The following is a 26,389-nucleotide window of genomic DNA, read 5'->3' on the forward strand; positions in this document are numbered from 1 at the left end:
CCGGCGACACGACTTGCGATGAACAAGTCGACGCTGGTGGTCTGGACCGCGATCGCCCTGCTGCTGGTCGAGACGTTTTCCGGTGCGCTGCGCTATTACTTCGACCAGGCCGGCATCTCGGCCTTGCTGTACCTGCCCAAGGTGCTGTGCGTGGGCTTGTTCGCCTTGGAATTGACCACGCTCAAGACCCACCGCCTGTTCTGGATCCTGTTGCTGGGCCTAGTCGTCTCGGCCGGGTTGGGCATGCTCCACGGCGCGGCCCTGGTGAACCCGCTGTTCGCCCTGTTCGGCTACATTCCGCTGTTGTTCGGGCTGGTCTGCGGGGAACATCTGGAACAGCGCCGCAAGCTGCTGGGCTGGGCGATCGGCCTGTGCCTGCTGGCGACCATCCTCGGTGTGTACGCCGACAGCCTGTTTTCGGTGCCTTGGAAAGGCTACAGCTACAACCTGGGCGACCAGGAGCTGACCGGTAACATGACCTGGGCAGCCGACGGTATCGACCGACCTGCAGGTTTCGCGCGGATGTCGACCACCGCCGCCACCCTGACCGCGGTCTTCACCCTGTATCTGTGCGCCTTCACCCGCTCCAAGGTGCTGCTGCTTGCTTTGCTGGGCGTGGCGTTCGTGACCATTCTGGTGACCACCAACAAGTCCACCGCCGTGGCGCTCATCGCCGTGTTGCTGGTGATGCCGTTCTACAACCAGCGCCTGCTCTGCCGAGTGGCCTTCGTCGTACTGGTGGGCATGGGCGCCGTGCTGCCGCTGGTTGGCCTGTGGACGCCGCTGGATCCGAGCCTGGCCGCCAGTGGCGCCGAAGGCAGCCTGGTGTCGCTGTACGACCGCATGATCAACACCTGGCCGCGCCTGGCCGATGAAGTGGCCCGCCGCGACTGGAGCTGGACGGGCGGCGGCCTGGGCATGGTCGGCAGCGCGGTGAACATGTTTCCCGTGGACAACGTCAAGTACCCGGCCGTGGCCGACAGTCTGTTCATGTACCTGTGGGCCAGTTTCGGCGTCATGGGCCCGATGCTCTACGCGCTGCTCCTGCCGCTGCTGATGACACTGCGTAGCAAGAACAGCTGGATGGCTCGCGCCCTGTTGAGCATTTCCCTGTGCGTGGTGGTGGTGGGCTGGACGACTGACGTGCTGGAAGTGCCGGTCTGCGGGATCTTTCTGGGCATGGCCATCGCCCATGCCCTGCGCCGCAAGGCCATGCCTGTGCAGTGGTTGATTACCGAGCGACGTCGCAGCAACCGTGATGACTACCCCGATGGCCTTCAACTGACGTGAACCTTTTTATGCCCAGATTGCTGCAACGTATGGTTTGGTTACTGCTGGGGCTGTTCACCCATGCGAACACCAAGGCCGCCGACACTTTCATCGTCGGGGTCGGTACCCATCTGCTTCATTCGAGCGCGCCGGTGGCACGGCCGACCTTGCTCATGAAAGAGGCTGGCATCACCTCGGCCCGCGATGACCTGTTCTGGTCAACAGTAGAACTGGAGCCCAAGCGCCTGAACTTTCCGATGGGCTGGCAGCGCTATCTGCAGGCCCTGCGCGAACGGCAGATCGGCAACATGCTCATCCTGGGCTACGGCAACCAGTGGTATGAAAAAGATGCGAAACCGCGCAGCCCGTTCGTGCGCGATGCCTTCGCCAATTACGTGAACTTCATCAGCCGGCGCCTGCGTGGCCAGGTGGACTTCTACGAGATCTGGAACGAATGGGACCTGGAAGACCCGACCAGCGAAGCCTTCAGCCAGGACTACGCCACGCTGATCAAGGAAACCAGCGCGCTGGTGCGCAGCAACGACCCAGACGTGCGCCTGGTGGCCGGCGCGGTAACCACTCAGGGCCTGCAGGAAGGCTTCGCCGACCGGCTGGTAGACGCCGGTGTGATGGACGATCTGGACGGCTTGTCGCTGCACCCGTATGTCCACTGCCGCAAGGACCATGCAGGCAACACCCCGGAAAGCTGGATCAAGTGGCTGAGCGACATCTCCAGCCGCCTCGACGCCTTGGCCGAGCGCCCAGTGCCGTTGTACCTGACGGAAATGAGCTGGCCCAGCGCCGACGAGCCTTGCGGGGTCAGCGAAACCACCCAGGCCGCGTACCTGGCGCGAGGGTTTTTCCTGGCGCGGATTCATCCGGCGATCCAGGGCATGTGGTGGTACGACCTGCTCAACGACGGCCGCGATCCCAAGGAGCGCGAACACAACTTCGGCCTGCTCGACAACGATCTGAACCCCAAGCCGGCGTACACCACGCTCAAGGCGATTGCACCGTACCTGACCCAGTACCGCTACGACGCCAAGCACAGCGTGATCAGCGACACGCTGTACCAACTGCGCTTCGCCAAGGGTGATGAGCAGGTGCTGGTGGTCTGGGCAGTGGGTCAGTCGCGGCCGGTACGGATCCAGTCCAGCGCCCTGCTGCAGGGCGGCGCGCGGCTGATCGACACACGCCAGGCCGGGGTGGGCATGCGCGAAAGCGAGAACCCGTGGGATTGCGGTGAGCACTACTGCACCACCGTGGTGACCGCCTCCGAGTTCCCCAAGATCATCAGCCTGGGCAAAGCCAATTGGTTGTTCACCCAGTAGAAAACGCGACGCCCGCAGGAGCGGGCCTTAATTGCGGTGCACCTTGCGCCGCCTTCGACCGCGACCGTTGGACGCGGCACTACCTCTAGCAAGCGCGTGAGCCAAGGATGTTCCGATGATTGTCATCAATGCACGTTTTCTGACCCAGGAGCTGCGCGGGGTGCAACGGTTCGCCGAGCAGACCTGCCTGGCCCTCAAGCGTCAACGTGACGACCTGGTGTTCGTCACTTCGCCGGGTGTGCGCATGCACGAGACCGCTCGGCTGCTGGACGCCCAGGTCGTAGGGACGCGTACCGGCCACCTGTGGGAGCAGCTCGACCTGCCGCGCTACCTGCGCAGCCAGGGCAATCCCTTGTTGCTGTCGTTGTGCGCCACCGCGCCGCTGTTCTATGGCAATCAGATCGCCACGCACCACGACATCACCTACGTGCGTCATCCACAGAGCTACACCTGGCAGTTCCGCACGGCCTATCGGCTGATGACGCCGCTGTTGCTCAAGCGTCTGAAGACATTGATCACCGTCAGCCAGTTTTCCAAGCGCGAGATCGGCGAGTTCTACGATTTTCCGGCGCAGAAGATCCTCGTGGTGCCCAACGCCGTGGGTGAAGAATTTCAACCCGGTGAACCGTTGCAGGCCGGTCCGCGCTATCTGCTGGCAGTGTCCTCGCCCAGTGCGCACAAGAACTTCAGCCGCATGATCCAGGCGTTCCTGCAGCTCAAGGGCTTCGAGCAGGTGGAATTGCGCATCGTCGGTGGCGGCGGCGCGGTGTTTTCCGACCCGAACCTGGAAGCCCTGGCCAACAGCGATCCACGGGTGCGCTTTCTCGGGCGCCTGACCGACGCCCAGTTGATCGAGCAATACCAGGGCGCGGCGGCTTTCGTGTTTCCTTCGCTGTACGAAGGCTTCGGCATTCCGCCGCTCGAAGCGCAGGCGTGCGGTTGCCCGGTGCTGGCGGCCAATGCCGCCTCGATCCCCGAGGTGCTGCAGTCCAGCGCGCTGTACTTCGATCCACTGGACGTCGAACACATCAGCCGGGCCATGGCGCTGGCCTTGAACAGCCTGACCATCCGCCAGCACCTGCGCACCCTGGGCCTGCAGAACGTGTCGCGGTTCAGCTGGGAGGCGTCGGCCCGGCTGATCAGCGACCGTATCGACACGGTCCAGGCACGACGTCCGCGCAGTGCCGCATTGACCCAGCCGTCGCCCGGCAAGGAGCACTCATGACTCGCCTGGGGTATCTGGATGCCTTGCGCGGCATTGCCGCCCTGCTGGTGGTGGTCTGTCACTTGTGGCAGCCGTTGCTGGGCCCCGGTGCGCTGCCGCATTTCTGGCTGGACATCGGCAAGCTGGGCGTCATCTGGTTCTTTCTGCTCAGCGGTGTGGTGATCCCGTTCAGCCTGCACCCTGGCCCCGGCGGCGCACGTCGCTTCATCGTCTCGCGGGTGCTGCGCCTGTACCCGGCCTATTGGCTGTCGCTGGCGCTGTACATCAGCATGCTGGCACTGACCGGTGAAACCCTGCCGACCTGGCAGCGCGTAGTGGCCAACGTCACCATGCTGCAGGCGGCCATGGGCGTCGAAGACGTGATGGGGCTGTACTGGACGCTGTTCATCGAGTGGCTGTTCTATGCGCTGTGCCTGGGCCTGATGCTGATCGGTCGCCTGCGCAGCACCGGCTTCCGCGCCGCCTGTGCCCTGGCCCTGCTGGCCGCTGCGGTGGGCATGGGCATGATGCGCATGCTGCTCGAACGCAAGCTGCCGGTGGCCTTGCCGCTGGGCCTGTCGCTGATGCTGTTCGGTTCGATCTGGCGCGACTGCCTGCTCGGCCAGGCCGATGCCCAGGTGCGGCGCTGCGTGAAAGGCCTGCTGCTGGCCTATGCCGTGGCCCTGCCGCCGACCTTCTACGCCGCCTACGGCTTCGATGCCGGCAACGGCGAGTACTGGTTTCGCTACTGCTTCACCTACCTGTTGGCCATCAGCAGCTTCATGCTGCTGACCCAGCGCATTCGCCTGCATCAACCGTTGTTGCTGTGGCTGGGCACCATCAGTTATTCACTGTACCTGCTGCACCCGAGCATGGAGCTGTTGTGCCGTTACTTGCTGGGCGTTCCCGGTCGTTCGTTGTCGGTCACCTTGCTTGCCACCGCGCTGTCGCTGCTGGCCGCACACGTGAGCTATCGCCTCGTCGAACTGCCTTTTATCCAGTTGAGCAAACGACTCAACACCCGTGCTCGTCCCAGAGCGCCCCTCATTCCCGAACTGCAGGTGCCCTATGAAAATAGCAATCGTCCATGATTGGCTTGTCACCTACGCCGGTGCCGAAAAGGTCCTGGCCTCGATGCTCAAGATCTGGCCCGACGCCGATCTGTTCTCGGTCATCGACTTTCTCAGCGACGAAGATCGCGTGCACCTGGGCGGCAAGCGTGCCACCACCACTTTCATCCAGCGCCTGCCCAAGGCCCGTACGCGCTACCAGAAATACCTGCCCTTGATGCCCATGGCCATCGAGCAACTGGACCTGTCCGGCTACGACCTGATCCTGTCGAGCAGCCACGCGGTGGCCAAGGGCGTACTGACCGGCCCCAACCAGTTGCACATCAGCTACGTGCATTCGCCCATCCGCTATGCGTGGGACCTGCAGCACCAGTACCTGCGCGAGGCCAATCTGCTGGCCGGTATCAAGAGCAAGGTGGCACGGATGATCCTGCATTACATGCGCATGTGGGACCAGCGCACCGCCGCCGGTGTCGACGAGTTCATCAGCAACTCGCAGTTCATCGGCCGACGCATCGACAAGGCCTATCGCCGTCCCTCGACCGTGATCTATCCGCCGGTCGATACCACCGGTTTCAACCTGCAGACCGAGAAGCAGGACTTCTACCTGACCGCCCAGCGCATGGTGCCGTACAAGAAGGTGCCGATGATGGTCGAGGCGTTCAGCGCCATGCCCGACAAGCGCCTGATCGTCATCGGCGACGGCCCGGAAATGGACAAGTGCCGTGCGGTGTGCGGCCCCAACGTCACGCTGATGGGCTACCAGTCGTTCGAAGTGCTGCGCGAGCACATGCAGAACGCCCGCGGCTTCGTCTTCGCTGCCGAAGAGGATTTCGGCATCAGCCCGGTGGAAGCCCAGGCCTGCGGCACGCCGGTGATCGCCTTCGGCCGCGGCGGCACCCTGGAAACCGTACGCGGGCTCAACGAGGACAACCCTACCGGGGTGTTCTATTACCAGCAGACCGTGGCGGCGCTCACCGCCGCCATCGAGACGTTCGAAAGCCAGGCATCGCGTTTCAACCCCCGCGCCTGCCGCGAGAACGCCCTGCAATTCGCGGAAAAGCGCTTCGAACGGGAAATGCGCCAGTTCGTCGAGAACCGCTGGAACGAGGCGCGCCTGGGTGACGCCTTCGATTGCAACCCCGTATTGGGCCTGGCCGACGCCGGTCTGCTGCTCGCCGCGGCCCAGAAGCTCTAGGCCACACGAAAAGACTTCACCGCCACACCGCTGTTCCGAACCTCCCAAATACCGTGTGAGAAGTCCGATTCTCCAAGGAAGATTGCAATGAAACGAACTGTATTCGTAGTCGCGTTGTTCGCCGTGCTGCTGCAAGGATGTGTGTTTTCCCCAGGGCAACACATGACGCCCGAGGATGCCGCCGATGACATCGGCGAAACCGGACCGGTCACGGTCCTGCCGATCAACGCGCAGACCGTCGCCCAGCATCAGAACCAGTACCGGCCCGAACCCGTACCGGCCGCGCTGTATGCCTACAAGCCAGGCGACTACCGCATCGGCGCCGGCGACGGTCTGCAGATCACCGTCTGGGACCACGTCGAGCTGAACTCGCCGACCAACCAGGAACCGCGCGCCCAGGGCACGCAGATCGTGCGCAACGACGGCACCGTGTATTACCCGTTCATCAACTCCATCCAGGCCGAAGGCAAGACCGTCAGCGAACTGCGCAATGACCTGCAACGCGCCCTCTCGCGCTACCTGACCGACACCCAGGTGGACGTCAACGTGCAGAACTACGCCAGCCAGCGCGTGGTGTTTTCCGGCTCGTTCAAGAACGCAGGTCCCCAGGTGCTGAACAACGTGCCGTTGTCGCTGATCGAAGCGGTCAGCCGTGCCGGTGGCGACGATGGCAGCGGCAACCTGGCCGGGCTGATCCTCAAGCGCGACGGTCACGAGTACCTGCTCGACATCGACACCCTGAACCGCAAGGATTCCAAGCTCAACGGCATCTACCTGAAGAACGGCGACCAGCTGCACCTGGGCAACAACCGGGCGAACAAGGTCTACGTGCTCGGCGAAGTCAATTCGCCCCAGGTGATGACCTACGGCACCAGCACCTTCACCCTGCTCGAAGCGCTGGGCAACGCCGGCGGCCTGTCCCAGGAAACCGCCAACGCCGAGGCCATCTACGTGATCCGCGGCGCCCAGGAGCGCGCCCAGCAACCCGCCACGGTGTTCTACCTCAACGCCAAGAAGCCAACCGCTTTCCTGCTCGCCCGCCAGTTCGACCTGCAAGCCTCGGACGTCGTGTTCGTCGGCCCTTCGGACATCACCCGCTGGAACCGCTTCATCAGCCAACTGCTGCCCTCGGCGTCCGTGGTCGCTACTGGCAATGCGCTGAGTCAGTGATCGGGCGAGAAACCACTATGAAGTACGTGCACAACGGTTGATTTCTGGCTGGGTACGTCCAGAGTGCTGAATGGCTTGTGTACGCTTGCCGATCCTTGCATACTTATTTTGCGACCTGGTCGCGCTCAGGGTGGTTACAGGGATCTTCGGATCGCACCCCGCTGCTGCTGCAAAGCAGTTCGTCCATGACGAGGCGACAGCGACCTGCCCTACCGCAACGCACGCTGTTCGGTAGCTGAGATCCCCTCCTCGAGAGGGGATCGCTGTTTCTGGCCTGGTCATTTCTTGTGTCGATTTCTGACCTCTTTGGGACACAGCCCCTTAGGTTTGCTTCTGGTCTGCATTGCGATCTTGAAGATATTGAAACCCTTCCTGTTGACTGGGAAGTCGACGCCTTCACCCCTACGGGCGAAAAATGCACTGGTCACGTGCATTCTCAATAGCCGGTGCTCGTGAAAAAAAGCCAGACAGATCTTGTAGAGCTCAAGCTTGCCGGTAGCACTGTTGAGCATCTTCATCGTAAAGAAGCGCTCATCCCTGGTTTGATGAATAAGGGCGCCTTGATCAAGCTTTTCCAGTAAGCCCCTGAGTTTCTTGGACGCTTCATAGCGTTCCAGACATACCCTGCGTTCGTGCCGACCATCGGGGTATGCAAAGGCTATGGCGTACTCGCTGTTGTCATCGGTGAAGCAATGCAGTCCGTAGGTAACCACAAATTCCGGCGAAAGCTTTTCGCCTTTGAACATTACCGCATGGCATGACAAATGGCCCATGGCGTAACGTGTTCCCGCGTGCTCGAAGTCGTCCCAGACCTGAATCGAATCTACCTGATATTTTTTCAAGCTCGCTCCTAGAGCAGTGTCAAACCTTGATGCTAACCGAATCCAATCCTGAAATTTGCGCGCAAGGGGGACTCTGAACCCTCCAGCTTGAGCTCGCTCATCGTTCGGGCCAGCGTCGTTCCTGGCCTGCAGGTCGGTAACGTTTTGAATCAGCCTGCTACTAGCGATCAGACGCACTGAACGCTTGGGCAAGCGCTCCACTCCAAGTCTTGCCCGGGCGCTCATTGCCAGCGTTTCGCGTCGACGGGTATTCGAATCATCTGCCCACACCAGGAATTCCCATGACTGACCCACGCAACGTTGCCCACGACAAGAAAGTCCAGCAGGAAAAGAAGAACCACGGCGAAGAGATCGCACCCAACGCCGAGCACGCGCCACAGCCAGGCATGAAGCCGGCGCTCAAGCACGACAACGAGCAGCAGGACGAGCAGGATGACAAGGCTTGAGCCTGTCTGTGAGCTGAGTTGAAGACCGTGGTCTGGCGGTGCCGGTTCATGTCGGCGGCCGCCACATCGCCTCCCAAGATGTGTATTTCTCCGCAATCCGCAAAAAAGCTCGTTTCGTCTGGAAAATCCCAGTGCGAACGGCTCCCCCGCCTACCCCCAAATCCGCTACGATTACGCCCTACAGCCTGACCGCTCAAAGGGAATTGACATGCCTCAACCTTCACTGCCGGCCGCCGAACACGTGGTGCTGGACAACGGCCTGCACGTGCGCCTGCATCATGAGCCACGTCTCAAGCGTGCCGCCGCCTTCATGCGCGTTGCCGCGGGCAGCCACGACGTACCCGCCGCCTGGCCTGGTCTGGCCCATTTCCTTGAACACCTGTTCTTTCTCGGCACCGAACGCCACAGCGGCGACCACGGGCTGATGGCCTTCGTGCAGAACCACGGCGGGCAGATCAACGCCAGCACCCGCGAGCGGTGCACCGACTATTTCTTCGAAGTGCCGGTGAATGCCTTCGCCGGTGCGCTGGAACGTCTGTGCGACATGCTTGGTCATCCGCGCATGACCCAGGCCGAGCAACTGCGCGAACGCGAAGTGCTGCACGCCGAATTCGTCGCCTGGTCGCGCGACCCCGAGGCGCGCCACCAGCAATGGTTGACCAGCGCGCTGGACGCCGAGCATCCGCTGCGGGCCTTCCACGCCGGCAATCGCTACAGCCTGCCGGTACCGCGCGATTCGTTCCAGCAGGACCTGCGCAGCTTCTACCGGCGCTTCTACCAGACCGGACAGATGACCCTGTGCCTGGTCGGCCCGCAACCGCTGGAGCAGCTGGGTGCCATGGCAGAAAAAGCGGCGGGTGCGCTGCGCCCCGGCGACACCGCCGAACAGATCGCCCCGCCACCGCTGGTGGGCACGCCGAGCGAAGCGGTCGAGCCGCCGGACAAAGGCCGTTTCAACCTGCTGTTCGCCTGCGAAAACCTGCCCCGCGGCGCCACCCAGGCCCTGGAGTTCCTCGCCACCTGGCTGGGCGCCAGCCAGCACGGCGGCTTGTTGGCCGAGCTGCGCCGTCGGCAACTGGTGCAGACCCTGGAACTGAGCACGTTCTATACCTTCGCCGACCAGGCCCTGATCAATATCGAATTCAAGCTCACGCCAGCAGGCGAAACGGCGACCGCGCTGATCGGCCAGCTGTGCTTCGATTGGCTGGAGTTCTTCCAGGCGCACGACGACTGGCAAGGCCTGCGCGAGGAATTCCGCCTGCTCAACGAGCGCCGCTTGCAGGTCGCCAGCGCCTTGGAGCTGGCTCGCCACCACAGCGATGAAACGCCGTGCGAGTTGAGCCGACAGGCCCTGCAGGCGTTGCGCGAGATTCTCGAACACCTGCGTCCCGAGCATCTGTTGCATCCACTGGCAGCCGGTCCGGAACGCGACCTGGCCGGTCGCTGGCGACTGCCGCCGCGCAACCGCTTTCTGCGCCCCAGCCGCCGCCCGGACCATCCCGTACCGGATCCGCAAGGTCTGGCCTATCGGGACGGCGCTTCGGCGCACAGCCATGAAGCCGCTCTGTACCTGCGCTGGCGGGTCAATGCCTCGCGCCATCAGGGACTGTTCCGTACGTTGCGGGACAGCCTGCGCAAACTCACCGAAGAAGCACGCCAGGCCGGTGTGCAGATGGTCTTCAGCAGCCTGGGCGACGACTGGCAACTCAAGCTGAGCGGCGTGCAGGCGCCCATCCCGGCGCTGCTGGAGCAAGCCCTGGAGCTGCTGGCCATACCGGCCCCGGAGGTCTGGCACCAGGCCGGGCAGGAATCCGCCAGTACCACCCTGACCCCCATCAAGGAACTGCTCAAGCGCCTGCCCGACCACAGCCTGGGCTATTTCCACAGCCGCACCTCCGACGAAGACCTGCGCCCACTGGCCTTGCAGAAGCTGTGGGGCGCAGCGCGCTGGGACGGCCTGGCCGTCGGCATGAACGACGGTGAACGCAGCGCCCTGAACAATGCGTTGCGCAAGATGCCCGGCACCGCCAGCCCGCAGCGGGCTCAACCGCATCCGGCTCAATCGGGGCGGAGCTGGAGTCATGTGCCCTGCCAGTCGAGCGAACAGGCGCTGCTGTTGTTCTGCCCGGTGCCGAGCCAGAGCATCGCCGACGAAGCCGCCTGGCGCCTGCTGGCGCAGCTGTGCCAGACCTCGTTCTACCAGCGCATGCGCGTCGAGCTGCAATTGGGCTACGCCGTGTTCAGTGGCCTGCGCCAGATGGCTGGCCGTACGGGTCTGGTGTTCGGTGTCCAGTCGCCCCAGGCACCGCTGGCCGATATCCTGGGCCATGTGCAGACCTTCATCGAAACCCTGCCAACCCTGATCGATACCCTGAAACCCGCTGCGCTGGACACTCAGCGCGAAGAGCTCGCCAGTCGCCACGAGCGCTCGCAGATGGACCTGCTGCCCTTGGCCGAGTTGCTCTGGCAAGCCTGTCAGGCCGGCCATGGTGCCGACTACCTGAGTGCCCTGCAGCGAGCCGTGCGCGAGCTGCGCCCGGGCGATCTGCACCAAGCCGCGCAGCAATTGGCCAGCGGCACCGGCGGCTGGCTGTGCCTGGCGACGGGACCTGCGCTGGAGCCTTCGTGGGTGCCGGCCCAGCGATCGTTACCGGGCAGGTAACGGACTTTATCGAATAAATACCCATAGGCGGCTTTCTTATTTAGTAACATAGCGCCCCAAGGAGCATTGAACGTCCTACGGTCGGGGCGGACTAATGCTACAAGCCCATCAACCCAGAAGGAGATCTCTTATGTGGACCAAACCTGCTTACACTGATCTGCGCATCGGCTTCGAAGTCACCATGTACTTCGCCAGCCGCTAAGCTTCAGTTGCAACGCAACGCCTCGGCCAGCCAATGACCGGGGCGTTTTCATTTCCAGGCTTGATGCTGCGAGTTCTCCATGCATATCCAGATTCTCGGCTCCGCCGCCGGCGGCGGCTTTCCCCAGTGGAACTGCAACTGCACCAATTGCAGTGGCTTTCGCGATGGCAGCCTGCGTGCCCATGCGCGCACGCAATCGTCCATTGCCCTGTCCGCCGACGGGGTGAACTGGGTGCTGTGCAACGCCTCGCCGGACATCCGTGCGCAACTGCAGAGCTTTGCGCCCATGCAGCCGGGCCGTGCCCTGCGTGACACCGGGATACAAGCCATCGTCCTGCTCGACAGCCAGATCGATCACACCACCGGCCTGCTCAGCCTGCGCGAAGGCTGCCCGCATCAGGTCTGGTGTACCGACATGGTGCATCAGGACCTGAGCACCGGTTTTCCGCTGTTCAACATGCTCAGCCACTGGAATGGCGGACTGGACTGGCAACGCATCGAACTTACAGGCAGCTTCGTGATTCCGGCCTGTCCGAACCTGCGTTTTACCCCTCTGCCGTTGCGCAGCGCCGCGCCGCCCTACTCGCCCCACCGTTTCGACCCGCATCCGGGTGACAACTTGGGTTTGATCGTGGAAGACACCCGTACCGGTGGCACGTTGTTCTATGCGCCGGGTCTGGGCCAGGTGGACGATGCCCTGCTCGAACGCATGGCGGACGCGGACTGTCTATTGGTAGACGGCACCCTCTGGGATGATGACGAAATGCAGCGACGCGGTGTTGGCACCCGCACCGGACGCGAAATGGGCCATCTGGCGCAGAACGGCCCGGGCGGCATGCTCGAAGTGCTCGAAGGGCTGCCGCGCCAGCGCAAGGTGCTGATCCACATCAACAACACCAACCCGATCCTGGACGAAGACTCGCCACAGCGGGCCGAACTGGCCCGGCGCGGTGTCGAAGTGGCGTTCGATGGGATGAGCATCGAGTTGTAGCGGCGTGTCAGGGAGGGCCTCTTCGCGGGCAGAGACCCGCTCCCACAGGGGCTGAATCAAACTCTGTGGGAGCGGGTCTCTGCCCGCGAAGAGGCCGGCACTGACAACACATTCCCCGGGAGAACCACCATGTCCGACACCCCCATGACCCCCGCCGAGTTCGAGCAGGCCTTGCGTGCCAAGGGTGCTTATTACCACATCTACCACCCCTATCACGTGGCGATGTACGAAGGCCGCGCGACCCGTGAGCAGATTCAGGGCTGGGTTGCCAACCGCTTCTACTATCAGGTCAACATCCCCCTCAAGGATGCCGCCATCCTGGCCAATTGCCCGGACCGCGAGATTCGTCGCGAGTGGATCCAGCGCCTGCTCGACCACGATGGTGCCCCTGGCGAAGACGGCGGCATCGAAGCCTGGCTACGCCTGGGCCAGGCCGTGGGCCTGGATCCCGACCAGTTGCGCTCCCAGGAATTGGTCCTGCCCGGCGTGCGTTTCGCCGTGGACGCCTACGTCAACTTCGCGCGGCGGGCCAACTGGCAGGAAGCGGCCAGCAGCTCGTTGACCGAACTGTTCGCACCACAGATCCATCAGTCGCGCCTGGACAGCTGGCCCGCCCACTACCCGTGGATCGACCCGGCCGGCTACGAATACTTCCGCACCCGCCTGGGCCAGGCCCGGCGCGATGTGGAGCACGGCTTGAGCATCACCCTGCAGCACTACACGACGGTCGAAGGCCAGCAGCGTATGCTGGAAATCCTGCAGTTCAAGCTCGACATCCTGTGGAGCATGCTCGATGCCATGAGCATGGCCTACGAGCTGAACCGCCCGCCCTATCACAGCGTCACCGACCAGCGCGTCTGGCATAAGGGGATCGCCCTATGAGCTTCGACCGTCAAAGCACGCCGAAATGGCGCCAAGGCTACCGTTTCCAATACGAGCCCGCGCAGAAAGGCCATGTGCTGCTCTACCCCGAAGGCATGATCAAACTCAACGAGAGTGCCAGCGCCATCGGCGGGCTGATCGATGGTCAGCGCAGTGTGGCCACTATCATCGCCCAGCTCGAAGAACAGTTTCCCGGCGTGCCCGAACTGGCCGAGGACATCGAGCAATTCATGGAGGTCGCCCGTGCACAGCACTGGATCGAACTTGCCCAGCCTGCCACCCACGCCTGAAGTCGGCCTGCCGCTTTGGCTGCTGGCGGAGCTGACCTACCGGTGCCCGCTGCAATGCCCGTACTGCTCCAACCCCCTGGACTTCGCAGCCCAAGGCAAGGAATTGAGTACCGAGCAGTGGTTCAAGGTGATGGCCGAAGCCCGCGAGATGGGCGCGGCCCAGATCGGTTTTTCCGGTGGTGAACCGCTGGTGCGTCAGGATCTTGCACAACTGATCGGCGAAGCCCGGCGGCTGGGGTTCTACACCAACCTGATCACCTCGGGCATCGGCCTGACCGAGCAGAAGATCGCCGACTTCAAGACCGCCGGCCTGGATCACATCCAGATCAGCTTTCAGGCCAGCGACGAGCAGGTTAATAACCTGCTGGCCGGCTCGAAGAAAGCCTTCGCGCAGAAGCTGGAAATGGCCCGTGCGGTGAAGGCCCATGGCTATCCGATGGTGCTCAACTTCGTCACCCATCGGCACAACATCGACAAGATTGACCGCATCATCGAGCTATGCGTGGCTCTGGAGGCCGACTTCGTCGAACTCGCCACCTGCCAGTTCTACGGCTGGGCCGAGCTGAACCGTGCGGGCCTGCTGCCCACCCGTGAGCAACTGGTACGCGCCGAGCGTATCACCAACGAGTACCGCGCCAAGCTGGAAGCGGCCGGCAGCGCCTGCAAGCTGATCTTCGTCACGCCCGACTACTACGAAGAGCGCCCCAAGGGCTGCATGAACGGTTGGGGCAGCATTTTCCTCACCGTGACCCCCGACGGCACCGCTCTGCCCTGTCACGGCGCGCGTCAGTTGCCTGTGGAATTCCCCAACGTTCGTGATCACAGCCTGCAACACATCTGGTACGACTCCTTTGGCTTCAATCGCTTCCGCGGCTATGCTTGGATGCCCGAGCCTTGCCGCTCGTGCGACGAGAAAGAGAAGGACTTCGGTGGCTGCCGCTGCCAGGCCTTCATGCTGACCGGGGACGCTGCCAATGCTGACCCGGTGTGCAGCAAGTCACCCCACCATGGCGTGATTCTGCGGGCTCGCGAAGAAGCGGAACACGCCACCCAGACGATCGAACAACTGGCCTTCCGCAATGAACGAAACTCTCGCATCATCGCCAAAGCATGACCGCTTCAGCGCCTCCCAGGCCGTCGCCGCCGGGACCGATTTCGCCGAGCTTCGGGTCGGCCCCGCCGGCGTGTTCTGGAACGAGTTCCGCCCCCAGGATGGCGCCTGCCGTGTGTGGACCGAGCACGACGGCATAGCAACGTGCCTGACACCCATCGGTTACAGCGTGCGCAGCCGCGTCTACGAATACGGTGGTGGCTCGTTCTGCCTGGCGAATGACGAACTGGTGTTCGTCAACGAGGCCGACCAGCAGCTGTACCGTCAGCCGGTGACCGGTGGCCTGCCGCAGCCTTTGAGCTTCGGCCAGATGCGCTACGGAGGGCTGGAATATGCCGCAGGCCAGGTATTGGCGGTGGAGGAAGACGGCGACACCCATCGTCTGGTGGCCATCGACCTGGCCAGCGAGCGCCATCGCGTGCTGGCCGAAGGCGCCGACTTCTACGCATCACCGGCGCTGAGCCCGGACGGCACCCGCCTGGCCTGGATCGAATGGGATCGGCCCCATCAACCTTGGACGCAAACGCGCCTGATGTGCAGCGAACTGGCGGCTGTCCCGGAATGCGTGGCCAGTGGTTTCAGCCTGCAGCAGCCGCGCTTCGACGAACAGGGGCGGCTGTACTGCCTGTCCGACGCGCAGGGCTTCTGGCAACCCTGGGCCGAGGTCGGCGACGACTGGGCGCCACTGCCCGCCGCCCAGGCCGATCACGCTGCGGCCCCTTGGCAACTGGGTGCCTGCACCTGGTTGCCGACGAGCGATCAAGGCTACCTGAGCAGTTGGTTCGAAGCAGGCTTCGGGCGTCTGGGCCTGTGCGATGGGCAAGGCCAATGCGTGGACTACACCGGCGAGTACACCCGCTTTCGCGCGCTGGCCATAGACGCCGATCACCTCTACGCCATCGCTGGCTCGCCGGTGCAGCCATCGGCGGTGATCGCCATCGACCGCCACGACCACAGCGTACGCACCCTGGCGGGCGGCTATTCGCCATTGCCGGCCGAGCAGGTCAGCCTGCCGCACCCGCTCAGCTACCCCAGCGGCGGCGAGCAGGCACACGGCTTCTTCTACGCGGCACAGAGCGACGAGCGGCATCCGCCTCTGGTGGTGTTCATCCACGGCGGGCCGACGTCGGCGTGCTATCCGGTGTTCGATCCGCGCATTCAATACTGGACTCAACGCGGCTTTGCCGTCGCCGACCTCAACTATCGCGGCAGCAGCAACCATGGCCGCGCCTATCGACACGCCCTGCATCTGCGCTGGGGCGAAACCGACGTGCAGGATGCCTGCGCTGTGGTCGAGTACCTGGCCGCTCAAGGCCGCATCGATCCGCACCGTGCGTTCGTGCGTGGCGGCAGCGCGGGTGGCTATACGGTGTTGTGCGCTCTGGCGTTCGCCAAGGTGTTCCGCGCCGGCGCCAGCCAGTACGGGGTCAGCGATCCGGCTGCTCTGGGGCGCGTCACCCACAAGTTCGAGAACGATTACCTGGACTGGCTGATCGGCGACCCGGACATCGACCACCAGCGCTACGCCGACCGCACGCCGCTGCTGCATGCGGACCGAATCACCGCGCCGGTGATCTTCTTTCAGGGAGAGCTGGACGTGGTGGTCGTGCCGCAGCAGACCCGCGACATGGTGGCTGCGTTGGAGGCCAACGGCATACCGGTCGAGGCGCATTATTATGCCGAAGAGCGGCATGGCTTTCGCAACGCCGCGAACCTTGCACATGCGCTGGAGCATGAGTGGCGGTTCTATCTGCAGGTGATGCAGGAGGATGACCGCGGGCTGGTCGACCTGCTCTGAACGGGTGCCGGTGCGCTCGTCGAAGGACGAACCCACCGGTAACAGCGCTGTTACTTTCTGCTGGCGATGATGTACACCGCGTGGATGATGCCGGGGATGTAGCCCAGCAACGTGAGCAGGATGTTCAGCCAGAAAGCGCCACCGAAGCCCACTTGCATGAACACGCCGACAGGCGGCAGGAGGATGGCGAAAATGATGCGAATGATGTCCATGGTGCAGCTCCTTGAGGTCGATGCATAACAGACCTCGGGCCGCCCCCGGCGTTCCGCGTGGCGCTAAAGCTTGGCGTCGAGGGCATCGAGCAGACGCTTCAACGCGCCTTGGTTGGCGCGCATCACGGCCAGCCCGGCCTCTCCGCTGCGCACCGCATCACGCGGCAGTTCTATCCACTGTCGCACTGCCGTTGCCAGACCCTGTGCATCGTCGACCTCGACCAATGCACCAGCCTCGCGCAGCATCGCGCCGATCTCGAGAAAGTTGAACATGTGCGGCCCGCTCAGCACCGGCTTGGCCAGCGCGGCAGGCTCCAATGGGTTGTGCCCTCCATTGGCCACCAGACTGCCGCCGACGAACGCGATGTCCGCCAGGGCATAGAGGAACAGCAACTCGCCCATGGTATCGCCCAGCAGCACTTGGGTTGCCGCCGTGACCGGCTGATCGAGCGAGCGCTGCACCGTGGTGAAACCCTGGGCCTTGCACAACGCATGCATCGAAGCGAAACGCTCCTGGTGCCGCGGGACCAGAATCAGCAAGGCATCGGCGTGGCTGGCGAGCAACTGACGATGGGCGGCCAGGATCACCTCATCTTCACCCTCGTGAGTGCTGGCAGCGATCCAGACCGGACGTTCGCTCGCCTGCCACTGTTCGCGCAACCGAGCGGCGCGGACAGGCACGCCAGGGTCGACGTTGAGATCGAACTTGATCGAGCCGGTCACCTGCACACATTCGGGGCGCGCACCCAATGCCAGAAAACGCTCTGCTTCGACTTGCGTCTGCACCGCCAGCAGGCTCATTTCCGCCAGCATTGGCGCGGTCAACCGAGAGAAACGTGCATAGCCCCTGGCCGAACGCTCGGAGAGCCGGCCATTGGCCAATGCGACCGGAATGCCGCGCCGGGCGCACTGGTGAATATGGTTGGGCCACAGCTCGGTTTCGATGATCACGGCCAGGCGCGGTCGTACATGGTCGAGAAATCGGCCGGATGCCCACGGCAGATCGTACGGCAGGTAGCAATGCTGGATGCGCGGCTCGCCAGCGAACAGTGCCTGGATGCGCTCCGACCCGGTCGGGGTCATGCAGGTCACGGTGATGGGCAGCTCGGGATGGCGCAGCAGCAACTGGCGGATCATGGGTGCGGCGGCAATGCTTTCGCCCACCGACACGGCATGCACCCAGATACCCCCCGGCTGCATCGGCGGCAGCCGGTAGGCGAAACGCTCGCCCAGGCGTTGCCCGTAGGCCGGCGCCTTGCGCGCCCGCAGCCACAGACGCACGGCCAGCAACGGCAGCCCCAGGTGAAACAGCAAGGTGTAGAGAGTTCTGTTCATGGCGGCGAAGTGTACTCAGGTCATGATCCTTGACCAAGTGCCCGCCGCAACCCTACGAACCGATTGCCCGGTGGCCACTCGAAATGGACGAACCCGCGCCGGCCGTGCATCGCCTAGAATGCCTGCATCGAACAGGAGCCCCACCATGAACGCCTATGCTTTTCTTGCCATCGCCATCTGCGCCGAAGTGATCGCCACTGTCTCCATGAAGGCAGTCAAAGGGTTCAGCACACCGCTGCCGCTGTTTCTGGTGGTGGCCGGTTATGGCATCGCGTTCTGGATGCTGACCCTGGTGGTGCGCACGGTGCCGGTGGGTATCGCCTACGCCATCTGGGCGGGCATGGGCATCGTCATGGTCAGCATCGCCGCCCTGCTCATCTACGGGCAGAAGCTCGACCTGCCGGCCATGCTCGGCATGTCGCTGATCGTGCTGGGCGTGGTGGTGATCCAGCTGTTCTCGAAAACCACCGGGCACTGAGGCTGTATACTCCCCCGCCTGTCCTAGCCTGCGAGGTCTGCAATGCCGTCTGAACTGTCCACTGATATCGTCATCGTCGGCGCCGGTGTCGCCGGGCTCTGGCTCAACGCGCGGCTGCGCGCCCTGGGCTATTCGACGGTGCTGGTGGAGAACGCGCGCCTGGGCGGCGGGCAGACCTTCAAGGCCCAGGGGATCATTCATGGCGGTGCCAAATACGCCCTGCATGGCGCGCTGACCGGCGCCTCCGAAGCCATCGCCGACATGCCGCGCCGCTGGCGCGAAGCACTGGCTGGCCAGGGCGAACTGGACCTTTCGGGCGTGCGCCTGCTGTCCGAGGCGCATTATCTGTGGTCGCCGGGCACCCTGGCGGGCAACCTCACCAGCTTCTTCGCCAGCAAGGCCGTGCGCGGCCGGGTCGATCAGGTCAAGGGCGAGCAACTGCCGCCCGCTCTGCAGGACCGCGCGTTCAAGGGCAAGGTCTATCGCTTGGCCGAGCTGGTGGTGGACGTGCCCAGCCTGGTCGCTCGGCTCGCCGAGCTGGCCGGCGATGGGCTGCTGGCGGGTGAGCGGATCGTGCCACTGTATGACCAGAACCGGCTGGCCGGACTGATCGTTGACGGCCGGGTGATTCGCGCCCAGCGCGTGGTGCTCAGCGCCGGCGAAGGCATCCAGGCCCTGCTGGCGGAACTAGGCGTCGAACAACCCACGATGCAGCGGCGACCACTGCACATGGTGCTGGCCAAGGGCGCCAACCTGAAACCCTTGTACGCCCATTGCCTGGGCGGCGGGCCGAAGCCGCGCATCACCGTCACCACCCATCCGGGGGCCGACGGCCAATGGGTCTGGTACCTGGGTGGCGAGATCGCCGAAGCCGATGGCGTGGCTCGCGATCCGGCGCAGCAGATCGCCGCTGCCCAGAAGGAAATCGGCCAACTGCTGCCCTGGGTCGATCAAAGCCAGCTGCGCTGGGCCACCTTGCGGGTCAATCGCGCCGAGCCCGCTCAATCCGGGCTGGTGCGCCCGGACAATGCGTTTCTGGCCGATCAACCCGGCTTGCTGGTGGGTTGGCCGACCAAGCTGGCCCTGGCGCCGGATTTCGCCGACCGCGTCATCGCTGCCCTGCAGCGCGATGGCATTGCACCGCACAGCCATGCTCCCCTGCCAGAGCTGCCCAAGCCGGCCCTGGCCACACCTGTCTGGGATGAACTGCTGCCATGAGCCTGCCCACCCTGCACGACCTGCACCGCCCGCTGGGCGACACCGGCCTGCGGGTTTCCCCCCTGGGCCTGGGTACGGTGAAACTGGGCCGCGACCAAGGGGTGAAATACCCCAACGGCTTCACCATCCCCGACGACAGCGCCGCGCGCATGTTGCTGGGTCAGGCACGTCAGCTGGGCATCAACCTGATCGACACCGCGCCGGCCTATGGCATCAGCGAAGAGCGCCTGGGGCCGCTGCTGCGGGGTCAGCGGCAGGACTGGGTGATCGTCAGCAAAGTCGGTGAAGAATTCGAATCGGGCCAGTCACGCTTCGACTTCAGCGCCGAGCACACGCGTTTCTCGGTGGAGCGCAGTTTGAAACGCCTGGAAACAGACTTCATCGATCTGTTGCTGGTGCATTCGGACGGTAACGATCTGGATATTCTCCAAGGCTGTGAGGTGTACGAGACGTTGGCGGCGCTGAAGGCCGAAGGCAAGATTCGCGGCTTCGGCTTTTCCGGCAAAACCGTGCAGGGCGGGCTCAAAGCCCTGGAAACCGGGGACTGCGCCATGGTCACCTACAACCTGAACGAGCAGTCCGAGCGCCCGGTGCTCGACTACGCGGCCGCCCACGGCAAGGCCATTCTGGTGAAAAAGGCGTTGGCCAGCGGTCATGCCTGCCTGGCTCCGGGCGTGGATCCGGTGCGCGCCAGCTTCGAGCTGCTGTTTGCTCACCCAGGCGTTGCCAGTGCTATTGTCGGAACGATAAATCCGCTGCACCTGTCCCACAACGTAGCGACAGCCGCTGCCGTGCTACTCAGGAATTGACGCCGCCGACGCGGCCGACCCCGACGCAAGAAGGAGCCGTAATGCCGCGTACCCTGACCCGAAAGAATCCAGGCAATTTCAAGACCCTGCCCCTTGCCGTCGATGCCACGCCCGAAGCCCTGAGCTATGAAGCCGTGGGCATGCCGTTGAATTTTGCCCAGACCCTGGAGCGGCGCAAACCGGTCGAGGTGAATGACAGCGAACGCTTTCGCGTGGAACTGGCCAACCTCGGCGTGTCGGTCCGGCTGACCCTGAACTGGCGTGGCCGCGACTACTGGGTGCTGGTGCGCCAGCGCCGCGAAGACCGCGGCGACGTGGTGCTCAAGCTGATCTCTGGCTATGTGCCGGCTCATGAAGTGAACCTGCCGCTGCACACGGCCATTCAGGAAATTGCCGAAGAATGCCTGCTGGAGACGTCGGAAGGTTGGCTAGGCGGGCGTTTCAACGATACCTGGCTGCCGACACCGTATGACCAGGTCTTGCGCTATCAGGAGAAATTGCCCTTTCGCTTGAGCACCCGCTCCGGTGCGGCGCGGCCGGTGAAGTGCGGCAGCCTGAACCTGATCGAACGGCCACGAGCGTATGTGCATGTACCGACCGCTTCGTTGCAGCTGGTGTACGACTTGCGTCTGGAAGTGCCGCCGCAGGCCAAGGGGCTGAGCCTGTTCCACGTCGAGGAGCGGCTGGAAAAGGGCGAATTGATCACCCGCCTGAGCCGCAGCAAGCCTGACCTGTACCTGATTCCTTTGAAGGACGGGCAGCCGGTCGCCGAGCTGTACACGTTGAAGAAGGACAAGCTGCACGCTGCCAGCACACGGGGCGTTTATCTGGCCGAGAGCTTCGCCGCACAGGATGGCTGGCTGGTACGCGACGAGCGTGTGCGGTGGCGTGACTGGGTGGCGGAAAAAGGCCTCGCCATCCCGAAGAAGCCACGTACCAGCCTGGAGAAATTCAAGGTCAAGGCGCGAGTATTGGTGCGTAAGGTGCGCAGCGGTCTGCACAAGTAATCCCATTGTCCCGACCGGCTACCGTCGTGCGGTGTGCCTGGGAAACCGCGATGTGGCCGGACGCGGCTTGCGCCGCTGCTACAGGGGGTGTGGGCTGGAACCGTGGGGCGGCACTTGCGGTGTGCCTAGGAAACCGCGGCTTGCGCCGGCGGTGGATGCGGTCTCTGTAGCAGCGGCGCGAGCCGCGTCGGCGGTGGACGCGGTGCATTTGCGGGAACGCGGTAAAACCCGACGCTTCAACGGCTGCGGATTTTCTCGACGATGGCGGTGGTCGAGCTGTTTTCCACCAGGCCCAGCACTTTCACCGTGCCGCCATAAGCACTGACGATGTCGGCGCCTACCACCTGATCCACCGAATAATCACCGCCTTTGACCAATACATCCGGACGCACATGGGTCAGCAGGTTCTCCGGTGTACCTTCGGCGAAACTGATCACCCAGTCCACCGCCCCCAGCCCCGCCAACACGGCCATGCGCCGGTCGACGCTGTTGATCGGTCGCCCCGGCCCTTTCAAGCGGCTTACCGAAGCATCATCGTTGACTGCCACGATCAGACGATCACCCTGGGCACGGGCCTGCTCCAGGTACGTCACATGACCGGCGTGGAGAATATCGAAACACCCATTGGTGAACACGATGCGCTCGTTGTGCGCACGCGCATCGTCGATCGCCAGCAGCAACTGCTCCAGGCTCAACACACCACGCTCCGAACCTTCCTCGCGCTGGATCGCCCGGCGCAGTTCAGGCGCGCTGATCGCCGCGGTCCCCAGCTTGCCGACCACGATACCCGCCGCCAGGTTGGCCAGCGCCACGGCATGGGGCAGTTCTTCACCTGCTGCGATGGCCGCCGCCAGCGTGGAAATCACCGTATCCCCGGCGCCGGTCACATCGAACACTTCACGAGCTCGTGCAGGCAAGTGCAAGGCAGGATGCTCGGGGCGCAACAGGGTCATGCCGTGCTCGCCGCGGGTCACCAGCAAGGCGCCCAGCTCGAGGTCGCGCATCAGCGTGGCGCCCTTGGCCACCAGGTCCGCCTCATCGGCACAGCCGCCGACGATGGTTTCGAATTCACTGAGGTTGGGCGTGATCAGGCTGGCACCGCGATAGATCGAAAAGTCCTTGCCCTTTGGGTCGGCCAGCACCGGGATATCGCGTGCACGCGCCGCCTGGATCAGCGCCTGGTGATTCCTCAGGGCGCCTTTGCCGTAGTCAGACAGGACCAGCACCTTGACGCCGTCGAGCAACGCGTCGACCTCAGCGGCCAGCGCCGCTGGGTCGGTGGCGAACGCTTCTTCGAAATCGATGCGCAGCAATTGTTGATGGCGGCTCATGACCCGCAGCTTGACGATGGTCGGCTGGTGGGCAATGCGCTGGAACACCGCGGTGACGCCGGCGGCCTTGAGGCTGTCGCTCAGGCTGTCGGCGGCTTCGTCGGTCCCGGTCACGCCGACCAGGGAAGCCGGTGCGCCCAAGGCTGCGATGTTCAACGCGACGTTGGCGGCACCACCAGGACGGTCTTCGATCTGCTCGACCTTGACCACCGGGACCGGCGCTTCCGGGGAAATGCGCGAAGTACCGCCATGCCAGTAACGGTCGAGCATGACATCGCCGACCACCAATACAGGGGCCGATTCGAATCGCGGCATGGATAACTTCATGGGCAACCCACATACAAAATGAACAGGGCGGCGATATTAACACGCAAGCACCCGATAGGCCCGCCCCTGCCCTTACTGTGGGAGCGGGGCGGGCGGCCGAGCCCTCTGCCCGCGAAGAAGGCGACGCGGTATGGCAGGCAGGTCGCGGTGAAGCCTTCGCGGGCAGAGACCCGCTCCCACAGACCAAATGCCGTGCCCGGCCCGCCCCTGTGGGAGCGGGCTCTGCCCGCGAAGAAGACGACGCGGTAGGGCAGGCAGATCGCGGTGAGGCCTTCGCGGGCAGAGACCCGCTCCCACAGTCTCGCTCCCACAACCCAACTCCCACAGCCCCACTCTCACAGTTCCGCTCTCACAGACCACGTGCCGTGCCCTGCCCGGCAGAGCAAACAGGGGGTCAGGTGATGTCGGTTTTCGCCGGCTCGTCCAGGCCCATGGCGTGCAGTCTGGCGTAATAGCCGTTCTGCGCAAGCAACTGGGCGTGGGTGCCGCGCTCGACGATGCGGCCCTGGTCCATCACCAGAATCTGGTCGGCCTTCTCGATGGTCGACAAGCGGTGGGCGATCACCAAGGTGGTTCGCCCCTTCATGACGTGGTCCAACGCTGCCTGGATATGCCGCTCCGACTCGGTGTCCAGCGCCGAGGTGGCTTCGTCGAGAATCAGCACGGGTGCATTCTTGAGCAGCGCCCGAGCGATCGCCAGGCGCTGGCGTTGACCACCGGACAACAGCACGCCGTTCTCGCCGACCTGCGTGTCGAACCCTTCGGGCAGGCGATCGACGAACTCCTTGGCATAGGCATCTGCCGCAGCCGCCACCACGTCCTCGCGCGGCGCGTCGGCCAGATCACCGTAGGCGATGTTGTTGGCGATGCTGTCGTTGAACAGCGTCACGCTCTGGGTCACCAGCGCAATGTGCCGACGCAGATTGCGCAACTGATAATCGGCGATCTCCACACCATCGAGCAGCACTTCGCCTTCGTTGTGATGATAAAAGCGTGGGATCAGCCCGGCCAAAGTCGACTTGCCACTGCCCGATCGCCCTACCAAAGCGATCATCTGCCCCGGTTTGGCAGTGAAATTGATGTCGTTGAGCACCTGCCGATCAGTGCCGGGGTAGGTGAAGTTGAGGTTGCGCACTTCCAGCAGGCCACTGACGCGCTCGCGTTCCACCGTGCCGGTGTCCAGCTCGGGGGCAACGTCCAATTGCTCGAAGATGCTTTCTGCACCGGCAACACCCTTCTGCACCGTGGAACTGACTTCGGACAGCTGGCGTATCGGCTTGGGCAGCAAACCGGCTGCGGTGATGTAGGCCACCAGATCACCGGCAGTGGCGTCGCCACGCATGTACAGCACCAGGAACATCAGCACGGCCATCGCGGTGTAGATCACCAGCTGCAGCATCGGCGTGTAGATCGCGCCGGTCTTGGTCATGCGCAATTGCTTGTCGGTATTGCCCTGGCTGGCCTTGGCGAAACGGGTCTGCTCGTAGCCTTCGCCGCCGAAGCTGCGGACCACCCGGTAGCCCTGGATGGTTTCGGATGCCACGTGGGTCACGTCGCCCATGGCGACCTGAATCTTCTTGCTCTGCTTGCGAAATTTCTTGCTCGTGCTGCCGACCATGACCGCAATCAGCGGAAGGATGGCAAGCATCACCAAGGTCAGTTGCCAGTTCATCCAGATCAGGTAGATGAACAGGAACACCACCGTCAGGCCTTCGCGGATCACCACCTTGATGGCATCGGTCGCAGCGCCCGTGACCATGGTCACGTTGAAGGTGATGCGCGAGATCAGGTGGCCGGAGTTGTGCGTGTCGAAGTAGCGGTTGGGCAGCACCAGCAGTTTGTTGAACAGCTCCACACGCAGGTCGTGGACCAGCCCCAGCGATACCTTGGCCAGGAAGTAGTTGCCCAGGTAGGAACCCAGACCCTGCCAGGCGGCGATCAGCACGATCAGGATCGGCACCGCCTGCAGCAGTTGCAGGTCGCGCAGGTAGGGCACGTTGGGAAACAGCACCGCTTCGGGATTGCTCAGGCCGTCGACGAAGTACTTCAGGATCCCGGCCAGCATGGGCTGGGTCGAGGCGAAGATCACGAAACCTAGGATACTGATCAGGAACATGCCCACGTAGGGGCGAACGTAGCTGAGCAGTCGCAAATAGATTTTCAGGCTTGAATCCTGTTCCGCTGGGCGCGGTGAATCACTCATCGTCTAACTCACTGTTGGCGTAGAACGGGAACTTTATCACAGGGGCCTGTATGAGCGGTCCGTGGCCGCAAAGGGCGCGCTGTGGTCTGCCTGACACACCGCGGCGCCTGGTTCGCGGCCAATGGCCGCTCCTACAGAAACACTGCCCCCGTAGGAGCGGTCCGTGGCCGCGAACCAGGCACTGCCGTGGGCCTGGCGGTAGAACATGCCGCCGCTTTTGGGCATCATGCCAACCGCCCTCTTCAATCAAGGCTTTATCACGATGCAATGCACCCGCCTTCCTCAGGCCGCTTTTGACACGCTGACCGCTGGCGCCAAGGTGTTGGAGGCCGACAGCCATGGCGCGAAAGTGTACCTGCTCGCGGACGGGAACATCCTCAAGCTGTTCCGTCGCAAACGCCTGTTTTCCTCGGCGTTGCTGCGTCCTTATTCGGCGCGTTTCATCGCCAATGCCCAGCGTCTTCAGCAACTGGGCGTGCCGACCTTGAAGGTGCTGCAGCACTACCGTCTGGACAAGCCCGGCATGACGGCCGTGCTGTACGAGCCCTTGCCCGGCAGGAATCTGCGCCAGTTGATGGACACTGCCGAGTTCACCTGGCAGGAGAGCCTTGAGCCACTGATCGCCCTGGTCCGCCAGCTGCACCGCTGCGGGGTGTATTTCCGCTCGCTGCACCTGGGCAATGTGATCGTCACGCCCGAAGGGGCATTGGGCTTGATCGACATGGCCGACATGAGCTTCACGCGAGGGCCTTTGTCCAGGCGCTTGATCAAGCGCAATCTGGAGCATTTCTCCCGCTACCTGGAGCGCGAGCGATTGACCGCGTGTTTCCCGTTGGCGGAGCTGAACAAAGCCGTTCTGAAATAACACCAGGCCCAACGAAGTATGGCCGGACGCGGCTTGCACCGCTGCTACAGGGGATCGCGGTGCCCGCCTGAAATCCGCACCCCCCGCATCAGCGGCGCACGCGGCGTACCCGCAAGAACACACCCCCTGTAGCAGCGG

The 26,389-nt window shown here is 63.6% G+C and carries 24 protein-coding genes; 19 read left to right on the forward strand and 5 right to left on the reverse strand.

What is annotated here, in order from left to right:
* Positions 1-18 precede the first annotated feature (18 nt).
* The 6 genes from B2V21_RS06495 (at position 19) to B2V21_RS06520 (ending at position 7,242) form a co-directional block, all read left to right on the forward strand.
* Positions 19-1,290 carry a hypothetical protein gene (locus B2V21_RS06495; RefSeq protein WP_282348083.1) on the forward strand — a complete coding sequence of 424 codons (1,272 nt, stop codon included), beginning with the start codon at positions 19-21 and terminating at the stop codon, positions 1,288-1,290.
* A gap of 29 nt (positions 1,291-1,319) precedes the next feature.
* On the forward strand, positions 1,320-2,600 hold the full coding sequence (locus B2V21_RS06500) for a hypothetical protein (RefSeq protein ID WP_286916372.1): 1,281 nt from the start codon (positions 1,320-1,322) through the stop codon (positions 2,598-2,600).
* Between the two features lie 115 nt (positions 2,601-2,715).
* A complete protein-coding gene (locus B2V21_RS06505; RefSeq protein ID WP_286916373.1) occupies positions 2,716-3,825 on the forward strand; it encodes a glycosyltransferase family 4 protein in 1,110 nt (369 codons plus the stop codon).
* Complete coding sequence (locus B2V21_RS06510) at positions 3,822-4,895, forward strand: acyltransferase family protein (protein ID WP_122743274.1); 1,074 nt, start codon at positions 3,822-3,824, stop codon at positions 4,893-4,895. Before B2V21_RS06505 ends, B2V21_RS06510 begins: the two co-directional genes overlap by 4 nt.
* Entirely contained in the window at positions 4,873-6,072 is a 1,200-nt protein-coding gene (locus B2V21_RS06515; RefSeq protein ID WP_056845288.1) for a glycosyltransferase family 4 protein, read from the forward strand. Before B2V21_RS06510 ends, B2V21_RS06515 begins: the two co-directional genes overlap by 23 nt.
* 87 nt (positions 6,073-6,159) lie before the next feature.
* Positions 6,160-7,242, forward strand: coding sequence for a polysaccharide biosynthesis/export family protein (locus B2V21_RS06520; RefSeq protein ID WP_049862447.1), 1,083 nt, complete (start codon positions 6,160-6,162; stop codon positions 7,240-7,242).
* Positions 7,243-7,520: 278 nt separating this feature from the next.
* Here B2V21_RS06520 and B2V21_RS06525 read toward each other — a convergent pair whose 3' ends face one another.
* Positions 7,521-8,276 carry a hypothetical protein gene (locus B2V21_RS06525; protein ID WP_286916374.1) on the reverse strand — a complete coding sequence of 252 codons (756 nt, stop codon included), beginning with the start codon at positions 8,274-8,276 and terminating at the stop codon, positions 7,521-7,523.
* A gap of 89 nt (positions 8,277-8,365) precedes the next feature.
* Between B2V21_RS06525 and B2V21_RS06530 the strand changes: the two genes are divergently transcribed.
* From B2V21_RS06530 to B2V21_RS06565, 8 genes are all read left to right on the forward strand, one after another.
* Positions 8,366-8,530: a hypothetical protein gene (locus B2V21_RS06530; protein ID WP_286916375.1), complete on the forward strand. Its 165-nt coding sequence runs from the start codon at positions 8,366-8,368 to the stop codon at positions 8,528-8,530.
* A gap of 208 nt (positions 8,531-8,738) precedes the next feature.
* Positions 8,739-11,192 (forward strand): pyrroloquinoline quinone biosynthesis protein PqqF, encoded by a 2,454-nt coding sequence (gene pqqF, locus B2V21_RS06535; RefSeq protein ID WP_286916376.1) that lies wholly within the window; start codon positions 8,739-8,741, stop codon positions 11,190-11,192.
* A gap of 130 nt (positions 11,193-11,322) precedes the next feature.
* On the forward strand, positions 11,323-11,394 hold the full coding sequence (pqqA, locus tag B2V21_RS06540; protein ID WP_008365141.1) for a pyrroloquinoline quinone precursor peptide PqqA: 72 nt from the start codon (positions 11,323-11,325) through the stop codon (positions 11,392-11,394).
* Positions 11,395-11,473: 79 nt separating this feature from the next.
* A complete protein-coding gene (pqqB, locus tag B2V21_RS06545) occupies positions 11,474-12,385 on the forward strand; it encodes a pyrroloquinoline quinone biosynthesis protein PqqB (RefSeq protein ID WP_286916377.1) in 912 nt (303 codons plus the stop codon).
* Positions 12,386-12,514: 129 nt separating this feature from the next.
* On the forward strand, positions 12,515-13,267 hold the full coding sequence (gene pqqC / locus B2V21_RS06550; RefSeq protein ID WP_049862450.1) for a pyrroloquinoline-quinone synthase PqqC: 753 nt from the start codon (positions 12,515-12,517) through the stop codon (positions 13,265-13,267).
* Positions 13,264-13,557 (forward strand): pyrroloquinoline quinone biosynthesis peptide chaperone PqqD, encoded by a 294-nt coding sequence (gene pqqD / locus B2V21_RS06555; protein WP_049862451.1) that lies wholly within the window; start codon positions 13,264-13,266, stop codon positions 13,555-13,557. Before pqqC ends, pqqD begins: the two co-directional genes overlap by 4 nt.
* Positions 13,511-14,671 (forward strand): pyrroloquinoline quinone biosynthesis protein PqqE, encoded by a 1,161-nt coding sequence (gene pqqE / locus B2V21_RS06560; RefSeq protein ID WP_056845284.1) that lies wholly within the window; start codon positions 13,511-13,513, stop codon positions 14,669-14,671. The genes pqqD and pqqE overlap by 47 nt, the downstream gene beginning before the upstream one ends.
* Positions 14,637-16,466 carry a S9 family peptidase gene (locus B2V21_RS06565; RefSeq protein WP_286916378.1) on the forward strand — a complete coding sequence of 610 codons (1,830 nt, stop codon included), beginning with the start codon at positions 14,637-14,639 and terminating at the stop codon, positions 16,464-16,466. Before pqqE ends, B2V21_RS06565 begins: the two co-directional genes overlap by 35 nt.
* A gap of 50 nt (positions 16,467-16,516) precedes the next feature.
* Here B2V21_RS06565 and B2V21_RS06570 read toward each other — a convergent pair whose 3' ends face one another.
* Both B2V21_RS06570 and waaA read right to left on the reverse strand, forming a co-directional pair.
* A complete protein-coding gene (locus tag B2V21_RS06570; RefSeq protein ID WP_082223739.1) occupies positions 16,517-16,678 on the reverse strand; it encodes a YqaE/Pmp3 family membrane protein in 162 nt (53 codons plus the stop codon).
* A 63-nt stretch (positions 16,679-16,741) separates the two neighbouring features.
* On the reverse strand, positions 16,742-18,013 hold the full coding sequence (gene waaA / locus B2V21_RS06575; RefSeq protein ID WP_286916379.1) for a lipid IV(A) 3-deoxy-D-manno-octulosonic acid transferase: 1,272 nt from the start codon (positions 18,011-18,013) through the stop codon (positions 16,742-16,744).
* A gap of 145 nt (positions 18,014-18,158) precedes the next feature.
* Between waaA and B2V21_RS06580 the strand changes: the two genes are divergently transcribed.
* Genes B2V21_RS06580 through B2V21_RS06595 form a run of 4 tightly spaced genes read left to right on the forward strand, consistent with a single transcriptional unit; the run spans position 18,159 to position 21,525 of the window.
* Complete coding sequence (locus B2V21_RS06580; protein WP_286916380.1) at positions 18,159-18,491, forward strand: DMT family transporter; 333 nt, start codon at positions 18,159-18,161, stop codon at positions 18,489-18,491.
* A 42-nt stretch (positions 18,492-18,533) separates the two neighbouring features.
* Positions 18,534-19,709: an NAD(P)/FAD-dependent oxidoreductase gene (locus B2V21_RS06585; RefSeq protein WP_286916381.1), complete on the forward strand. Its 1,176-nt coding sequence runs from the start codon at positions 18,534-18,536 to the stop codon at positions 19,707-19,709.
* Positions 19,706-20,518, forward strand: coding sequence for an aldo/keto reductase (locus B2V21_RS06590; RefSeq protein ID WP_049862457.1), 813 nt, complete (start codon positions 19,706-19,708; stop codon positions 20,516-20,518). Before B2V21_RS06585 ends, B2V21_RS06590 begins: the two co-directional genes overlap by 4 nt.
* A gap of 41 nt (positions 20,519-20,559) precedes the next feature.
* Complete coding sequence (locus B2V21_RS06595) at positions 20,560-21,525, forward strand: hypothetical protein (protein WP_049862458.1); 966 nt, start codon at positions 20,560-20,562, stop codon at positions 21,523-21,525.
* A gap of 236 nt (positions 21,526-21,761) precedes the next feature.
* Here the strand turns inward: B2V21_RS06595 and hldE are convergent, their stop codons facing one another.
* Both hldE and msbA read right to left on the reverse strand, forming a co-directional pair.
* Complete coding sequence (gene hldE, locus B2V21_RS06600; protein WP_049862459.1) at positions 21,762-23,183, reverse strand: bifunctional D-glycero-beta-D-manno-heptose-7-phosphate kinase/D-glycero-beta-D-manno-heptose 1-phosphate adenylyltransferase HldE; 1,422 nt, start codon at positions 23,181-23,183, stop codon at positions 21,762-21,764.
* Between the two features lie 394 nt (positions 23,184-23,577).
* Positions 23,578-25,386 (reverse strand): lipid A export permease/ATP-binding protein MsbA, encoded by a 1,809-nt coding sequence (gene msbA, locus B2V21_RS06605; RefSeq protein ID WP_049862460.1) that lies wholly within the window; start codon positions 25,384-25,386, stop codon positions 23,578-23,580.
* A 262-nt stretch (positions 25,387-25,648) separates the two neighbouring features.
* Here msbA and B2V21_RS06610 point away from each other — a divergent pair, with 262 nt between their 5' ends.
* Complete coding sequence (locus tag B2V21_RS06610; protein WP_056845335.1) at positions 25,649-26,251, forward strand: lipopolysaccharide kinase InaA family protein; 603 nt, start codon at positions 25,649-25,651, stop codon at positions 26,249-26,251.
* Positions 26,252-26,389: the final 138 nt, after the last annotated feature.

The sequence above is a fragment of the Pseudomonas sp. UBA6276 genome (assembly GCF_002438365.1).
GTDB lineage: Bacteria > Pseudomonadota > Gammaproteobacteria > Pseudomonadales > Pseudomonadaceae > Aquipseudomonas > Aquipseudomonas coleopterorum.

Excerpts from the sequence above, each read along its gene's own strand:
- B2V21_RS06495 (WP_282348083.1), top strand. The coding sequence starts at position 19 with ATGAACAAGTCGACGCTGGTGGTCTGGACCGCGATCGCCCTGCTGCTG.
- B2V21_RS06500 (WP_286916372.1), top strand. The coding sequence starts at position 1,320 with ATGGTTTGGTTACTGCTGGGGCTGTTCACCCATGCGAACACCAAGGCC.
- B2V21_RS06505 (WP_286916373.1), top strand. The coding sequence starts at position 2,716 with ATGATTGTCATCAATGCACGTTTTCTGACCCAGGAGCTGCGCGGGGTG.
- B2V21_RS06510 (WP_122743274.1), top strand. The coding sequence starts at position 3,822 with ATGACTCGCCTGGGGTATCTGGATGCCTTGCGCGGCATTGCCGCCCTG.
- B2V21_RS06515 (WP_056845288.1), top strand. The coding sequence starts at position 4,873 with ATGAAAATAGCAATCGTCCATGATTGGCTTGTCACCTACGCCGGTGCC.
- B2V21_RS06520 (WP_049862447.1), top strand. The coding sequence starts at position 6,160 with ATGAAACGAACTGTATTCGTAGTCGCGTTGTTCGCCGTGCTGCTGCAA.
- B2V21_RS06530 (WP_286916375.1), top strand. The coding sequence starts at position 8,366 with ATGACTGACCCACGCAACGTTGCCCACGACAAGAAAGTCCAGCAGGAA.
- pqqF (WP_286916376.1), top strand. The coding sequence starts at position 8,739 with ATGCCTCAACCTTCACTGCCGGCCGCCGAACACGTGGTGCTGGACAAC.
- pqqB (WP_286916377.1), top strand. The coding sequence starts at position 11,474 with ATGCATATCCAGATTCTCGGCTCCGCCGCCGGCGGCGGCTTTCCCCAG.
- pqqC (WP_049862450.1), top strand. The coding sequence starts at position 12,515 with ATGTCCGACACCCCCATGACCCCCGCCGAGTTCGAGCAGGCCTTGCGT.
- pqqD (WP_049862451.1), top strand. The coding sequence starts at position 13,264 with ATGAGCTTCGACCGTCAAAGCACGCCGAAATGGCGCCAAGGCTACCGT.
- B2V21_RS06565 (WP_286916378.1), top strand. The coding sequence starts at position 14,637 with ATGAACGAAACTCTCGCATCATCGCCAAAGCATGACCGCTTCAGCGCC.
- B2V21_RS06570 (WP_082223739.1), bottom strand. The coding sequence starts at position 16,678 with ATGGACATCATTCGCATCATTTTCGCCATCCTCCTGCCGCCTGTCGGC.
- waaA (WP_286916379.1), bottom strand. The coding sequence starts at position 18,013 with ATGAACAGAACTCTCTACACCTTGCTGTTTCACCTGGGGCTGCCGTTG.
- B2V21_RS06580 (WP_286916380.1), top strand. The coding sequence starts at position 18,159 with ATGAACGCCTATGCTTTTCTTGCCATCGCCATCTGCGCCGAAGTGATC.
- B2V21_RS06585 (WP_286916381.1), top strand. The coding sequence starts at position 18,534 with ATGCCGTCTGAACTGTCCACTGATATCGTCATCGTCGGCGCCGGTGTC.
- B2V21_RS06590 (WP_049862457.1), top strand. The coding sequence starts at position 19,706 with ATGAGCCTGCCCACCCTGCACGACCTGCACCGCCCGCTGGGCGACACC.
- B2V21_RS06595 (WP_049862458.1), top strand. The coding sequence starts at position 20,560 with ATGCCGCGTACCCTGACCCGAAAGAATCCAGGCAATTTCAAGACCCTG.
- hldE (WP_049862459.1), bottom strand. The coding sequence starts at position 23,183 with ATGAAGTTATCCATGCCGCGATTCGAATCGGCCCCTGTATTGGTGGTC.
- msbA (WP_049862460.1), bottom strand. The coding sequence starts at position 25,386 with ATGAGTGATTCACCGCGCCCAGCGGAACAGGATTCAAGCCTGAAAATC.
- B2V21_RS06610 (WP_056845335.1), top strand. The coding sequence starts at position 25,649 with ATGCAATGCACCCGCCTTCCTCAGGCCGCTTTTGACACGCTGACCGCT.